This is a genomic window from Pseudothioglobus sp. nBUS_23 (genome assembly GCF_051201565.1).
Lineage (GTDB): Bacteria > Pseudomonadota > Gammaproteobacteria > PS1 > Pseudothioglobaceae > Pseudothioglobus.
Window position 1 is genome coordinate 1245937 of the sequence record NZ_CP179200.1, and the last position, 15613, is coordinate 1261549.

The following is a 15613-nucleotide window of genomic DNA, read 5'->3' on the forward strand; positions in this document are numbered from 1 at the left end:
CTGTAATGTGGGTTATTTTAAAAAATGTAAAATAGTCATTTTATCAAGTATTACTAATCAAAATGCCTCAAACACTATACGACAAACTAATGAGTGCGCACAAGGTTTTAGAGCAAGATGGATCAACGCTCATTTATATTGATCGTCAATTAATCCATGAAGTGACCTCTCCACAAGCTTTTGAAGGACTCTCTTTAGCTGATAGAAAAATTTGGCGCAATAAGTCTAATCTTGCGGTTCCAGATCATAATGTGCCGACTACAGACAGATCAAGTGGTGTGAGTAGTATTTCTGATCCCGTTTCTAGACTTCAGGTTGAAACTTTAGATAAAAACTGTGAAGCATTCGGTATCAATGAAATTCACATGAACGATATTCGCCAAGGCATTGTTCATGTTATTGGCCCAGAGCAAGGTGCGACTTTGCCAGGAATGAGTATAGTTTGTGGGGACTCACACACCACAACTCATGGAGCTCTTGGAGCACTAGCATTTGGAATAGGTACTTCTGAAGTAGAGCATGTTCTTGCAACAGGCTGCCTTTGGCAAAATAAAGCAAAGAATATGAAAATAGAGATTAATGGAGAGTTGGCTAGTAATGTCAGCGCCAAAGATCTCGCGCTGTATGTTATTGGAAAAATTGGTACTGCTGGCGGAACAGGTTTTGCTATAGAGTTTTGTGGAAATACTATTGAAGAGATGAGCATAGAGGGAAGAATGACTCTGTGTAATATGTCTATCGAGGCTGGAGCAAAAGTAGGGCTTGTTGCAGTTGATGAAAAGACACTTGAATATGTGAAAGGCAGACCTTTTTCTCCGACAGGAGACACCTGGAATTCAGCTCTAGAATATTGGAAGACTCTTCATAGTGACCCAGAATCTCATTTTGATGATTCGATCTTTATTGATGCGAATCAAATAAAACCTCAGGTCACATGGGGAACCTCACCTGAAATGGTTGTTGATATTCATGGCTCCACGCCAGATCCAAAACTTGAAAAAGATGAAGTCAAGGCAGAAAGTATCCGTAATGCGCTCAAGTATATTCACCTAGAACCAAATACTTTAATGAGTTCGGTAGAAATAGATAAGGTTTTTATTGGATCCTGCACAAACTCAAGAATTGAGGATTTGAGAGCTGCTGCTGATGTTGCAAAAGGCAAGAAAATTGCTAAAAACGTTAAATTAGCTCTTGTTGTTCCTGGATCCGGGCTTGTAAAAAAGCAAGCTGAAGAGGAGGGTCTTGATCAAATTTTTAAAGATGCTGGCTTTGAGTGGAGAGAGCCAGGTTGCTCTATGTGCCTTGCAATGAATGCAGACAAACTTGAACCAGGAGAAAGATGTGCGAGCACTTCTAATCGAAACTTCGAGGGTCGACAAGGCCAAGGCTCATTTACACACCTTGTAAGTCCATCAATTGCTGCTGCAACAGCAATAGCTGGGCGTTTTTCAGGAGTAGATGCATGAAAAAATTTACTCCTATAAACTCCATTGCAATGCCGCTTGACCGTGCTAATATCGACACAGATGCTATCATTCCAAAACAGTTTCTAAAGTCCATCAAAAGAAGTGGCTTTGGACCAAATTTATTTGATGAATGGCGCTATTTAGATCATGGAGAGCCAGGCATGGATAATACTAAACGTCCAATAAATCCTGAATTTGTCTTAAATGATCCAAAGTTCAAGGGTGCACAAATTCTTCTCACTCGTCGAAATTTTGGATGTGGGTCTTCAAGGGAACATGCTCCATGGGCGCTTGATGATTATGGCTTTAGGGCAATCATTGCTCCAAGTTTTGCTGATATATTCTATAACAATTGTTTTAAGAATGGTCTTCTTCCCATTATCCTCAGCAATGAAATTGTTGATAAATTATTTAACTATAGTGGAAAAATATCTATAGATTTAATCAATCAAGCAGTTGAAACAAACGATGAATCCTATAGTTTTGAGGTCGATCCAGAGAGAAAGAGAAGACTCATAAACGGTTTAGATGATATTGGGTTAACATTACAGCATGAGGATCAGATTCGTGCATTTGAAAAAGAGCATTTTGCTAAGTTTACCTGGTTATGATTGGTCATCTTAAAGGCAGAATTATAAGTAAGAACCCGCCTGAGGTCCTTATCGAAGTTGAAGGGATTGGATATGAAGTCCTCTGCCCAATGTCAACCTTCTATGAGTTAGATAATTTGTCTGAAGATGTTTTAATATATACCCATCTCAGTATTAAAGAGGATGCTCATACTTTGTTTGGTTTCATTACAAAAGATGAAAAGAGCGTTTTTAGAGAATTAATCAGAGTTAATGGTGTGGGACCAAAGGTTGCACTTGCGATCCTATCAAACCTGAGTGTTCACTCTCTGGTTGAGTGCATTTCTTCAGAGGACGCTGATTTGCTAGCTAAGACTCCTGGAATTGGCAAAAAGACTGCTCTCAAACTAATAGTTGAACTACAAGATCGACTGAGCAAACTTGAGCTAGCTGGCAATATGAACAAATCTCCTGACTTAAAGCAGGGCTCAAATCCAAATTCTAAACAGGCCATTGAAGCACTTCAATCACTTGGCTTTAAAGCTAAAGAGGCTAACAGAATGGTTTCAAAAATTGAAGATCAGAATCTCACTACTGAGCAGATAATACGACTTGCCCTTCAAAATAAATAGCTAAGCTGGCGCTTTTTTCCTAGAAAATCTTGCTCCAATTCTGCTAAGCATATTGATAAAGTCATAGTTCATTAGGTACATACAAGGCAACAGGATTAATGTTAAAAATGTACCAAATATTAGGCCATAGCCAAGAGCAAGAACCATAGGCTGAAGGAATACATCAGTACCTCCAATTCCATAAGCCAAAGGCAAAACTCCAGCCATTGTTGTCAGGGTAGTCAATACAACAGCCCTCAAACGATCTCTAGAGCCTCTAGCAATCCAAACCTTTTTTTCTTCCAATTGGGCGCTCTTATCCCTAATGTAGTTTAGATGGCTTACCATCACTAGAGAATCATTCACAATAACCCCCATCAATGCCAAGGAGCCAGTCAGTGCAAAAAAGCTGAGTGGCTCACCATGAAAATAGAAAGCCCAAATCACACCAATCAGAGAAAATGGAACTGCAGCAAGGACCAGCATAGGCTGAGAGTATGAATTAAAGAGTATCGCAAGAAGAAGAAAAATTCCAATGATTGCCACGACAAAAGCCCTTAGGAAGTCTTGAAGTGATTCAATCGATTCTTGAGCTCCTCCAGAGGTAACGATAGATACTTGAGGGTATTCCACTGAAGCATTTAATTCCTTCAGAGCCTGAGCTAAAATGATGGTCTTTGACGGAGGCGGACCCCTTCTTTCTGGCTGAGCTGCACTTTCATCTGATTCCTCTAGCTTGACATCAAGTGAATCACTCTCGACGTTTTCAGAGCTCTCATCAACTTTAGAAGGTCTTCCCCTTGGACGTCCGTCTGCAATACTTGCTGTAACTTTGATAGAGCGATCACCATCCAGATGATTATAATCTGGCTCCCCTTCAATTTCTCGAAGGGTTGAAAACTGACTCATAGGTATTAAATTACCTTGACGATTTTTTACTGCAGTATTTTGGATAAAGTTTTCAGTATAGTCATTCTCACCAATATAGATTCTTACGTCTTCTTCCTTACCTGCAATAGTAGCATCAGTTACATAGGATCCTGAAAAGGCAGTTCTAAGATGCCTGTAGACAGATTGATAATCCACTCCTAGACGTGCCATTTCATCAAAATCAAGGACTGTTTCAATTCTTGGCTTACCAATTTCATCATTTCGATTAATATTGTCAACACCATTGATTGACTTTAATATCTCCTCAAGCCTATCTGCGGCTAACACTCGCTGGGCATCATTAGCTGAAACTAAGGTAACCTCAATATCAGCACCCTGAGGAGGCCCTGGTCTAAGCAAAGATATTCTTATTTCTTCAGCACCTTCAACATTTTTTACCAACTCTTTAAGCTTTTCCTGCATATCTTCAGCAGCACGCTCTCTGTCGCTAGTAGGTGTAAGAGCAATCTCTATGTCAGCTTTATTTGTGAAAAATGCATCAATTTTGCTCGTGTAAGATTTCAAGTCTTCACCAATCTCATTAACAATCAAATTTTCCACATCAATGACAATTTTTTCAGTGTAAGAAGCGGAACTTCCATTCGGTGCCTCAATGTTTGCAAACATGACTGTAGCGCCCCTCGATGGAAACAAATTGAAAGGAATATTCTTCATAGCAAACATTGCTGAATAAACTAGGAGTGCAATAAATAATGGAACGATAAGGTAACGCCACTTTAGAATACGCACCATCATTATGTTGTATAAATTTTCAAAAGGCACAAACCACGTTTTCTGTTTCTCAACTTTCTTAGTCGCTAGGTGAGCTGGAAGAGCGAATGTAATTTCTAGAAATGAAATTGCAAGGGCGAATAATACAACAACAGGCAGCACATAGATAAATTTACCTAATACCCCAGACATTAAGAAAAATGATGACATAACTAGCATGGTAGAAATAATTGTCGTCACTACAGGCATGATGACTCGCTTTAACCCCATCACAACATTTTTGTAGAGATTTCCTTCTTTTGATTTATAGTGATGGATGCTCTCAGCAATAACAATACTATCATCCACAACAATTCCTAGAACAAGGATAAACCCTGAGAGAGATATTAAATTGATGGTGTTTCCAGTAAGCCCAAGCCCAAAAACAGTTCCTAAGAGAGTCACTGGAATACTCACTGCGACCCAAAAAGCAGTTTTTAATGAAAGGAATACACCTAATACTACCAAAACTAGAGCCAGTCCAATGTAGCCATTTTTAATGATGATATCTAGCCGATTTGCAACAGCTTCTGAGGAGTCATCAGTATAGAAAATATTGATATCGTCTGGAATGTTTTTCTGGAGTTCAGCAACACGCTCTCTCACTCTTTTGACGGTTCTAATGATATCAGCCTGCGGCTGTTTTTTTACCTGGAGAACAAATCCTTTTGTTCCATTGACTCGAGTTATCGAGGTCTCTTCTTCTTGCCCCCTGAAGACCTCTGCAATATCATTCAACCTAATGACTGGACCATCAAAGCTTGATTTAATGACAACGTTCTTGATATCCTCGATACTCTCAAACTCTGAAAGTATTACAATATTTTTTTCAAGGCTTTCTTGATTATTATCTCCAACAGTAAATCGAGCATTTCTACTTGAGATCGCGGAGATCACTTCGTTGATTGACATCTCGTATTTGACAAGTTTGTCTGGGTTGACCTTTATTTGAATTTCACTATCAAGATAACTCGGATTATCTACTGATGCTACGCCTTTAATTCTTGAAATAGCCACCTCAAGTTCATCTGTAATTTGCCTTGCCTGGTTAAAGTTTCCGGATGTACTATCAATATTAATTGTAACTACAGGGAATTCAGTGACATTGAAATCAACCACTTGGGGTAAATCAGTTACTTCTTCAGGAAAAGCTTTGACACGGTTCACCGCATTTCGAACATCGTTTTTAGTAGTTGTAACATCTTTAAGATCAGCTTCGAGAGTCACTATGATGCTGGAAATGCCTTCTCTTGAGGAAGAAGTAATTTCTTTAATTCCACTAACACTAAGAAGCTCTTCTTCAATAACATTAGTTATAGATTTTTCAACATCTTCAGGAGAGGCCCCTGGATAAGCAGTAGTTACACTCAATACTTCAAAATCTACAGTCGGAAATTGATCTCGCTGCATGCCCACTACAGAAAGGACACCAATAGCTATAAATGCAAGAGAGAAGACAAGCGCAAATTTCTTCTGTCTCACCAGAAAATCTAAAAAGGCATCCATATTAAACTATTGTTTTTGACAAAAAAAGTGATTATATAGGCTTTAAAATGAAGAAACAATGTAGATTGAATGAAAATCAGGTTTCAGAATGATTCAACTTCTATGAATTTCTTGCTCGTTTTCTTTGATTCTCAGTTAACAACCTCTTTCTAATTCTAATATGACTTGGAGTAACCTCTACGAGCTCATCATCATCAATAAATTCAAGAGCTTGCTCCAAATCTAGACTAATTTTTGGAGTCAGAGCTACAGCTTCATCAGTGCCTGATGCTCGAACATTGGTCAATTGCTTACCCTTTAAAACGTTTATGACAAGATCTTTATCCCTTGAATTTATGCCAACTACCATGCCCTCATAGACGTCTTCTCCATGCCCCACAAAAAACTTGCCACTTTTTTGTAAATTAAAAATGGCATATGCAACTGACTTGCCTTGATTCATTGAGATTAGAGAGCCATTCGTTCTTTGACCAATCTTTCCTTCTTTTTGAGGCCTGTAAGACTCAAAGGATGAATACATAAGACCCGTTCCGGTGGTAGCAGTTAAAAACTCAGTTCTAAAACCGATTAATCCTCTTGCAGGAATAACAAAGTCGAGCTTTACTCGACCTTTTCCATCTGGTGTCATATTTGTAAGCTCAGCCTTCCTTTCTCCCAATTTTTCCATGACCGAACCTTGATGGACTGACTCAACATCGACAGTGAGCTCTTCAAAAGGTTCACACACTTTACCGTCAATATCTTTTAAGATCACTTGTGGCCTTCCGACTGAGAGTTCAAAACCCTCTCTTCTCATAGTTTCTATTAATATAGAAAGGTGCAATTCACCTCTTCCTGAAACTAAAAACTCAGAGGAATCATCTGTATCCTCAACCCTTAAAGCAACATTGTAAATTAATTCTTTATCAAGCCTCTCTCTAATATTTCTAGAGGTGATATATTTTCCATCTAGGCCCGCAAAAGGAGAATCATTGACTCTGAATGCCATGCTTACAGTTGGCTCATCTACACTTAAGGGAGGTAAAGGCTCTATCTTAGATGGTTCACAAAGTGTATCAGAAATTGATATATTTTCTATACCTACTACTCCAACAATATCTCCTGCAGTTGCTAAATTTACTTCATGCCTCTCAAGGCCACTAAATCCAAGCAATTGAACAATCTTTACATTTCTTTTAGAACCATCAGGAGCAACTAAAACATTTTGCATATTTTTTTTTGCTACGCCTCTTTCTATCCTTCCAATCCCAATGGCGCCAACAAATGATGAATAATCTAGAGAAGTTATTTGCATCTGAAATGGTCCGTCAATATCAACCTCTGGGGCAGGGGCTTTCTCGACAATTACCTCAAACATTGGAGTCATATCTCCATCTCTGACAGAATCGTCCTCAGAAGCATAGCCTCCAAGTGCAGAAGCATAAATTACTGGAAAATCTAACTGGTCTTCGGTGGCACCTAACTGGTCAAAAAGATCAAAAACCTGATCAATGACCCAGTCTGGTCTTGCACTAGGTCTATCAATTTTGTTTATAACTACAATTGGATTGAGTCCTTGCTCAAATGCCTTCTTAGTTACAAAACGCGTCTGAGGCATCGGCCCATCGACTGCATCGACTAATAAAAGCACACTGTCAACCATAGAAAGAACTCTCTCAACCTCTCCACCAAAGTCAGCATGGCCAGGCGTATCAACAATATTAATTCGATATTCTCCCCAGTTGATGGCTGTATTTTTTGAACTGATTGTGATTCCTCTTTCTTTTTCAAGGTCATTTGAATCCATCATTCTGTCAGTTGCCTGAAAACGATCATCAAAGGTTTGTGATTGAGAAAGTAATTTATCAACTAACGTTGTCTTGCCATGATCTACATGGGCTATGATTGCAATATTTCTTAATTTAACTGCCATAATGACTACTTAATGAAAAATCGATGGCACATTATCCCGGAAAAGTTTCGTGAACCATGACTTAAATCAAAAATCAATTTAATAATGTTCAAAGAACTTCTCTTATAAAATAATTCTATTCATTTCACATAATTTAAATCGTGGCAAAAAAAGGAAGCTCTCGACGCTGGATGCATGAACATCTGAGCGATGAATTTGTTAAAAAAGCCCAAAAAGAGGGCTATCGCTCAAGAGCAGTATACAAATTGCTAGAGATTATCGAAAAAAATAATGTCATTCATAATGGTGATATAGTTTTGGACCTTGGTGCAGCTCCAGGAGGGTGGTCTCAGGTAGCTGCAAAATTTGTTGGAGAGAAAGGTAAAGTGATTGCCAGTGATATCTTGCCGATTGAGGAGATCAATGGTGTGATTTTTCTTCAAGGTGACTTTACTGAAGAGTCAATTTACGAAAAATTACTAGAATTAACAGGTGATTTCAAGGTTAACGTAGTTTTATCTGATATGGCGCCAAATATGAGTGGTCAATTATCAGTTGACCAACCAAAATCAATGTATCTTGCTGATCTTGCAATTGAAATGGCTATTAAAACTTTGGATTTAAATGGAAGTTTCATAGTCAAATTGTTTCAAGGTGAGGGATTTGATGCTTTTGTACAAACTACGAGAAAATCATTTAAGAAAGTCTCTGTATTAAAACCTAAAGCCTCTAGACCCAGATCTAAAGAAGTTTATTTATTAGCAAGTCAGTTAAAATAATTCCATATGCAAAATTTCACTGAAATACAAGCTCTTATGAAGAGCGAACTTGACCTGATGAATAAGATTCTAGTCGATCGACTTGACTCAAATGTAGGCCTTATTAATCAAATGAGTCACTACATTATTAATTCTGGCGGAAAGCGTATAAGGCCGCTTCTTCTTCTTATTTGTGCTAAAGCCACTGAATATGAAGGAGACTATCATTACTCGATGGCAGTTGTTATTGAACTCATTCACACAGCAACACTGCTTCATGATGATGTGGTCGATCAATCGAAAACGAGACGAGGTCACGAAACTGCTAACGAGTTATGGGGTAATGCTCCAAGCGTATTAGTTGGTGATTTTTTATATTCCAGAGCATTTGAAATTATGGTTGAGCCAAACTCTATGTCAATTATGAGGATCTTGTCAAAAGCTACAAATCAAATTTCAGAGGGTGAAGTTCTTCAATTATTGAATATAAAAAATGCCAAAGTGACTCAGACTAAATACTTTAAAGTCATTGAGAGAAAAACTGCCTGTTTATTTAAGGCTGCATGCCAGATTGCTGCAATTTTATCTAAATCTGATCAACAAACCATTAATGCATTAGGAAGCTTTGGAATGCACCTAGGTAACGCTTTTCAAATCATTGATGACACTTTGGATTACGAATCAGACTCAAGCATTATTGGAAAGGAAATAGGTGATGACTTATCAGAAGGAAAGGTGACACTTCCAATGATCTATGCATTGGAGAAAACAAAAAAAGTTGAAAATAAAATTCTAACAGATGCGATCAATAATGCAGATGCATCAAATATTAACCAGATTGTCGATATACTTTTAAATGTTAATGCTTTTCAATATAGTCGTGACATTGCAAAGGCCCAATCAAATAAAGCACTGAAGTCAATTGCTCATCTTCCAGACTCAAAATATAAAACTGCGCTCATACTTTTGTGTGAACTATCTCTTGAAAGAAGTGCCTAAGCCCCTTAATGCTCTCTCCTGAACTCAAACAACAGATTCGCTCCTCTTTTGATGGCGCGAAAACTCAGCTGAATAATTTTAGTAATCGATCATCTCAAAACAAAATGATTGCTGAAATTTCCAAAACCCTGATGGGAGAATATCCTAATTCAAATCCCATCATTTGTGTTGAAGCTCCAACAGGAACTGGAAAAACAATGGCTTACCTTGTCAGCTGTCTGCCGATTGCAAAAGCTCTAAAAAAGAAACTTATTATTGCATCTGCTAATGTAGCGCTTCAAGAACAAATTCTTAATAAAGATATTGTTGAAGCTACAAAATATGCATCTGTAGATTTTGAATTTGCATTGGCTAAAGGAAGATCAAGATATGTCTGCATTAGAAACTTAATTAATTTGACGGAAGAAAATTCAAACTCTAGAGAGCTTTTCGAAGATGCTCTTCTTTGGGATGAAAAGCCAACTAAAAATGATCTTGATATCCTTTCAGAGATGGCTGAAAGCTTCTCCTCTAAAAGCTGGAGTGGTGAAATTGATGATTTAGAAAGCCCTCCAGAAAATAGTCTCTGGCAAAAAATTGCATGCAATAGATTCACTTGCAATTCAAAAAATTGTGAATTCTATAATGATTGCTCTTTTTTTAAAGCTAGAAAGAGAGCCTCAAATTCGGACGTAATTATTGCTAACCATGATTTGGTTCTTGCTGATATTATCAATGGAAATAATGTTCTACCTGATGTTGAAGATTGCATTTTTATTTTTGATGAAGCGCACCACTTATCTCAAAAAGCTTTGTCTCATTTTTCAATTGGAGGAAGCACTGAGTTTATGAAAGCCTCGATACGTCAAAGTCAGGGCTCAATAGAACAAATTATTAAAATAACTAAATCAAAGGCTGCAGATAGTTATATTGAAAAAGTTGATGAGTCAATTAAAGATTTGATCGAACTAATTTCTGAGCTTGATTTTAAAGATGATACTTTCCTTTTTTCAATTAAGGGAATACCTAATGAGATAACCAACTTAACTAAAAAATTGTTTGTTATATTTAACTCAGCTTACAATGACTTTTGTCAATTTAAGGAACAGTGGGAAGAGTTTGTCAAGACAAATAAAATAGACCAACCAACTACAGATAATATCAACAACATAGTTGGCCAAAATAATCAAAATCTTTCATCAATTTTATCTCTTCTTTCTACATTTAATCAAATCCAAGACCCTGAAAAACCACCACTGAGTAACTGGATAAATCAGTCCAGACTTGCAAATAAGAAATATAACTATCAGTTAAATTCTGCCAAAATTGATGTCTCAACTTCTTTGAAAAATATGATTTGGTCAAAGGCAGCAGGAGTTGTTTTAACATCTGCAACTCTGACCGCTCTTGGCAGTTTCGATCGACTGAATCAGCAAATTGGATTAAATGCGCTCGACAATCAATACCTCAGATTGCCTTCACCATTCGATCATAAGTCTGTTGAATTTATAGTTGGAAAGATAAAGTCAAGTCCTACTAATACATATGAGCATACACAGGAAGTTGCGCAGGAACTAATAAAGAGAATAGATTCTCAATCCGCATCATTAGTTTTATTTGCCTCTAACAACCAGATGCAGGAGGTGGCAGACTTATTAGAAAAATCAGTAGACTGTGAACTTCTAATTCAGGGCGAATATAGTAAAAAAAATATTTTAGAGAGGCATATTCAAAATCGTAAAAATGGCAAAGGGAGCATTATCTTTGGGCTAGATAGCTTTGCTGAGGGAGTGGACTTGAAGGGTGATAATTTAAACCATGTATTTATCTCTAAGCTTCGTTTTAGTGTTCCAACTTCTCCGATAGAAATGACTACCCAATCCTACCTTGAATCAATGAACCGAAATGCATTTATGGAAATATCACTTCCAGATGCCTCTTTGAGACTAATCCAAGCATGCGGAAGACTTATTAGAACTGAAACTGACTCTGGAACAATTACAATTTTTGATAATAGACTAATAACAAAGTTTTATGGCAAACTTCTGCTAAAAGCTCTTCCTGAATTTAAGATTGTGGTTGAATAATCAGATTAACTTAAAGATTATCAGCATTTTTTGATAAATACTCTGCGACACTCTGAGCACTCTCATTCATCCCATCATCGCCCTTGTTCCATCCAGCTGGACAGACTTCACCATTTTCGGTATGAAAATCAAGTGCATCAACCATTCTCAGCATTTCATCTACATTCCTACCTAATGGATGATCATTTACTACTTGGTGACGAATAACAAAGTTCTCATCTATTAAAAAAGAAGCTCTTAATGCTGTTCCCTCAGGGTGTTCAATTCCATATGAGCTCATAATTGAGTGATTCATATCTGAAACTAATGGAAAGTCTATTGCTCCTATTCCTCCATCATTAACATTAGTATTTCGCCAAGCATTATGAGTGTGCTTAGAGTCTATTGAGACTCCAATAAGCATAGTATTTCTCTCATCAAAAGCTTTAACTCTTTTGTGATGAGCCAAAATCTCAGAAGGGCAAACAAATGTAAAGTCCAGTGGATAGAAAAAAAGTACTATTTTTCTCCCTTTGAATTTTGATAGTTGAAAGTCATCAACAATACTCCCATCACCAAGAATAGCGGATGAAATAAAGTCAGGTGCTTGTTTAGTAACCAATACGCTCAAAGTATTCTCCTGTTTAATGTTCTAGGGCTTTTGTAATAGGAATCTAATTCTTTCTTAAAGTCATTTTTCACTTGATCTAAGAGTATTTGACCAATAATTTTCTTTGGAATGCCGTGTTTCCTCATCGAAATAAAACTCAAACGATTGGCTTTCTTTAGTAAATAGATTTTGTAGCTATACCAATATTTCATTTTTAGTTTAAAAAAAGCCCTATGGAAGGAGGAAGACATAGGGCCAATTAATTACAAATAGGGAGTTATTAAAGGAAGTAAATAACTATGAATGTAATTAAAATATCACTTATTTAAAATCTCCTTTGATATTTCGCTTCATACTAGTTCGGAGGGCTATTCTGAAGCAGTTGAAATGATCAAAAATAAAACGAAGATTGAGGAAGTCAGTTTTATAAATAATCATTTCAAACCTTTAAAAAATTTAGTGTTTTCAATTTAATGATAATGATACTCATTCTCATTTGCAATTGCAAGTCTTTTTTAAAAAAAAATTGTAATATCTACTATGGAGTTCAAAAATCGTAATAACATAACCTAAAATATAACTATAAAACTTTCAATAATTAACACTGAATGGATTTAGGAAAACGCAGTAAGGAAAGTCAAAAAGTAACCATTGTTGGGGCTTCAATTGATTTATTTCTTTCGATCATAAAAATTGTATTGGGTTACATTGGACAATCAAGTGCTCTAATTGCTGATGGAATTCACTCTTTTTCTGATTTGCTCACTGACTGGGTAACTTGGTATGCTTCAAAACTTTCTGGTGACGCGCCAGACGACGATCATCCTTATGGTCATGAGCGTTTTGAAACTGTAGCAACGCTTGGTATCAGTATTTTTTTAGCGATTGTTGGAACTATAATTATATTTGATGGCTTTGAACGCTTCTCAAATCCTAATGAGCTTCAATATGGCAACTGGTTAATTGCTGCTGCTGCTTTATCTATATTGAGTAAAGAAGGGCTTTATTGGTATACACTTAAAGTTTCAAAAAATATAAAATCTGACCTTCTTAGGGCAAATGCTTGGCATCACAGAACGGATGCCTTGTCCTCTATCGTTGTAGTTATAGGAATCATTGGCGCTGTTAATGGATACTCTTTCCTTGATAGTGTGGCGGCTATGATTGTTGGAGTATTAATCATATATATTGGCTGGCAACTTGGCTTCGAAGCCACTAAGGAATTAGTTGATACGTCAATTGATCAAGAAGATATAAAGGCACTTCGTTTAGCTTTGTCTGAGATTAAAGGTGTCAAAAGTGTTCATACTCTCAGAACAAGAAAGGTTGGCCATAAAAAGTCTGCCGATGTCCATGTCCAGGTTAATCCCTTTTTGTCTGTTAGTGAGGGTCATATTATTAGTGTAAGTGTTGAGCGTGTTGCTAAAGAATGCATCGAAGAGCTTGATGACGTTACTGTACATATAGATCCAGAGAATGATGAAGAAAAAGAGGATGCACCTTATAAGGACTTACCTGAGCGTGCACAGGCTCTAAAAATTATTAGTCAATCTTTAAAACTTGAAAACTTAAATTTTGAAATTGAGAAAACACAGCTTCATTACTTGGACGGGGAAATATTGGTTGATTTTTACTTATCAATTGATTATTTAAAAAATAAAACAACTGAGCAGATTCAATCAGAATTCAGTTCAGCTCTTGAAAAACTTCCAGGGTTTGGCCAAGTTAAGGTCTATTACAGCTAGTAGACTAAAGTGCATGATAACCATGGCAAATAGCTCCTGCTAGTGCATCGCCAGCATCTGCTTGAGGTGCTTTATTAAGTTTTAAGAGTTGTTGCACCATGAATGAAACTTGCTCCTTAGTAGCATGCCCTCTTCCCACAACAGCTTTTTTTATTTGATTAGCAGTGTAATCAATAATTGGAATCCCTTTTCCCCCAGCAGCTGAAATTATTGCACCTCGGGCATGACCAAGCTTTATTGCAGCATCGGGGTTTGGCCTATCAGGCCTCATGAATACTCTTTCAACTACAACAATATCAACTTCGTGTTTATCAATGATTTCCTTAATTCCCTCATAGATAGTAATTATTCTTTCATTAAGCTCGCCTTGCGTTCTTATACATCCACTATTAATATATGAAAATTTTAGCTTATTGGCTTCAATTAAGCCGAAACCAGTAATTCTAGAGCCAGGATCTATACCAAGTATTTTCATAAAGCTATTCTATCAGCTCAGTAAAAACAAGCCAGTATTTTAGTAAAAAAGATATAATGCGATTTGACTTTAAATTAAGAGGGGAACTATGTCTGTTATCGAGCTCAAGCAATCTAACTTTGACGAAACAATAAGCAGTAATGATATTGTTATTATTGATTTTTGGGCTCCATGGTGTGGGCCATGTCTCCAATTTGCTCCTACCTTTAAGGAGGCCTCAGAAAAAATTGATGGGGTCACTTTTGCAAAAGTAAATACTGAAGAAGAGCAATCACTGGGCGCTCATTTTGGAATCAGATCAATCCCTACCTTAATGATATTTAGGGAGCAGATTGGAATATTCTCTCAGGCAGGATCCATGACTGCTAAGGATTTAGAAGATTTGCTTGATAAGGCGAAATCAATTGACATGGATGAAGTTAGAAAGGAGCTTGAAAGTCAAAAGTGACTTTATAACAGAAGCTCAGAATATTGTTTCTCGCTAAACCCGACCATCACATCTCCATTCTGAATTAAAACAGGCCTTTTAATAAGAGTTGGATACTTGGATACAAGCTCATAACCAATATTTTGTTTTTCATCGTCAGTTAATGACCTATAGGTGGAGGAGCGTTTATTAATAAGCATCTCAAGGCCTACCCCCTGCTCCATTGTTTTATAGAGATCTTCAGATATTAGGTTTTCTCTGAAGTCTATAAATTCATGCGGTAATGACTTACTCGAAAGAAACTTTAAAGCCTTCTTGACAGTATCACAGTTTTTTATTCCATAAATGGTCAATGAGATAGTCATTAAGCTAAACCTCTAACAGAAAGGTCACAGGACCATCATTAACTAGTGAGACTTTCATATCAGCACCAAAAATTCCAGTCTCAACTTTAAGGCCTGAACTCCTTGCGTTCTCTACAAAGTAGTCGTAAAGACTCTCTGCATCCAGAGGCGGCATGGCAGTTGAAAATCCAGCTCTGGTTCCATTTTTTGTATCCGCAGCCAAAGTAAACTGAGAAATAATTAAGATTTCTCCATTGATATCCTTGAGACTTAAGTTCATTTTTTGATTTTGGTCAGGAAACAATCTATAAGAGATAATCTTGTTAATCATCTTATCTGCCATAGGCCTTGTATCTTGTTTCTCTAAACCCAAAAAAACTAATAGGCCCTTTTCAACAGATCCAACTAACTTTCCATCAACTTTTACCTGTGAGGAGCTTACTCTCTGAATTAAAGCTTTCATTGA

General features: G+C 36.9%; 14 protein-coding genes. 8 read left to right on the forward strand and 6 right to left on the reverse strand.

Translation table 11 applies throughout. The features are described from left to right. Positions 1-62: 62 nt before the first annotated feature. The 3 genes from leuC to ruvA are packed head-to-tail and all read left to right on the forward strand — an operon-like array spanning position 63 to position 2667. Positions 63-1466, forward strand: a complete 1404-nt coding sequence (gene leuC, locus ACMAZA_RS06375) for a 3-isopropylmalate dehydratase large subunit (RefSeq protein WP_435187994.1) — start codon at positions 63-65, stop codon at positions 1464-1466. After that, positions 1463-2077 (forward strand): 3-isopropylmalate dehydratase small subunit, encoded by a 615-nt coding sequence (leuD, locus tag ACMAZA_RS06380; RefSeq protein WP_435187995.1) that lies wholly within the window; start codon positions 1463-1465, stop codon positions 2075-2077. The genes leuC and leuD overlap by 4 nt, the downstream gene beginning before the upstream one ends. Beyond that, complete coding sequence (gene ruvA, locus ACMAZA_RS06385; RefSeq protein ID WP_435187997.1) at positions 2074-2667, forward strand: Holliday junction branch migration protein RuvA; 594 nt, start codon at positions 2074-2076, stop codon at positions 2665-2667. Before leuD ends, ruvA begins: the two co-directional genes overlap by 4 nt. Here the strand turns inward: ruvA and ACMAZA_RS06390 are convergent, their stop codons facing one another. Beyond that, on the reverse strand, positions 2668-5853 hold the full coding sequence (locus ACMAZA_RS06390; RefSeq protein WP_435187999.1) for an efflux RND transporter permease subunit: 3186 nt from the start codon (positions 5851-5853) through the stop codon (positions 2668-2670). A 100-nt stretch (positions 5854-5953) separates the two neighbouring features. Beyond that, complete coding sequence (gene typA, locus ACMAZA_RS06395) at positions 5954-7765, reverse strand: translational GTPase TypA (protein WP_435188001.1); 1812 nt, start codon at positions 7763-7765, stop codon at positions 5954-5956. 140 nt (positions 7766-7905) lie between these two features. Here typA and rlmE point away from each other — a divergent pair, with 140 nt between their 5' ends. The 3 genes from rlmE to dinG are packed head-to-tail and all read left to right on the forward strand — an operon-like array spanning position 7906 to position 11567. Next, positions 7906-8523, forward strand: a complete 618-nt coding sequence (gene rlmE, locus ACMAZA_RS06400) for a 23S rRNA (uridine(2552)-2'-O)-methyltransferase RlmE (RefSeq protein WP_435188002.1) — start codon at positions 7906-7908, stop codon at positions 8521-8523. A gap of 6 nt (positions 8524-8529) precedes the next feature. Then, positions 8530-9501, forward strand: a complete 972-nt coding sequence (locus tag ACMAZA_RS06405) for a polyprenyl synthetase family protein (RefSeq protein WP_435188003.1) — start codon at positions 8530-8532, stop codon at positions 9499-9501. A gap of 8 nt (positions 9502-9509) precedes the next feature. Further along, on the forward strand, positions 9510-11567 hold the full coding sequence (gene dinG, locus ACMAZA_RS06410; protein WP_435188004.1) for an ATP-dependent DNA helicase DinG: 2058 nt from the start codon (positions 9510-9512) through the stop codon (positions 11565-11567). Between the two features lie 10 nt (positions 11568-11577). Here dinG and ACMAZA_RS06415 read toward each other — a convergent pair whose 3' ends face one another. Next, positions 11578-12177 carry a peroxiredoxin gene (locus tag ACMAZA_RS06415; protein WP_435188006.1) on the reverse strand — a complete coding sequence of 200 codons (600 nt, stop codon included), beginning with the start codon at positions 12175-12177 and terminating at the stop codon, positions 11578-11580. 587 nt (positions 12178-12764) lie between these two features. On the opposite strand from ACMAZA_RS06415, the gene ACMAZA_RS06420 reads away from it, so the two are divergent. After that, a complete protein-coding gene (locus ACMAZA_RS06420) occupies positions 12765-13901 on the forward strand; it encodes a cation diffusion facilitator family transporter (protein WP_435188008.1) in 1137 nt (378 codons plus the stop codon). Positions 13902-13905: 4 nt separating this feature from the next. Here ACMAZA_RS06420 and ruvC read toward each other — a convergent pair whose 3' ends face one another. Beyond that, positions 13906-14376 (reverse strand): crossover junction endodeoxyribonuclease RuvC, encoded by a 471-nt coding sequence (ruvC, locus tag ACMAZA_RS06425; protein ID WP_435188010.1) that lies wholly within the window; start codon positions 14374-14376, stop codon positions 13906-13908. 88 nt (positions 14377-14464) lie between these two features. Between ruvC and trxA the strand changes: the two genes are divergently transcribed. After that, positions 14465-14824, forward strand: coding sequence for a thioredoxin (trxA, locus tag ACMAZA_RS06430; RefSeq protein WP_435188012.1), 360 nt, complete (start codon positions 14465-14467; stop codon positions 14822-14824). A gap of 2 nt (positions 14825-14826) precedes the next feature. Here trxA and ACMAZA_RS06435 read toward each other — a convergent pair whose 3' ends face one another. Further along, positions 14827-15168: an ArsC/Spx/MgsR family protein gene (locus ACMAZA_RS06435; RefSeq protein ID WP_435188013.1), complete on the reverse strand. Its 342-nt coding sequence runs from the start codon at positions 15166-15168 to the stop codon at positions 14827-14829. A 4-nt stretch (positions 15169-15172) separates the two neighbouring features. Then, complete coding sequence (gene dtd / locus ACMAZA_RS06440) at positions 15173-15610, reverse strand: D-aminoacyl-tRNA deacylase (protein ID WP_435188015.1); 438 nt, start codon at positions 15608-15610, stop codon at positions 15173-15175. Positions 15611-15613 lie beyond the last annotated feature (3 nt).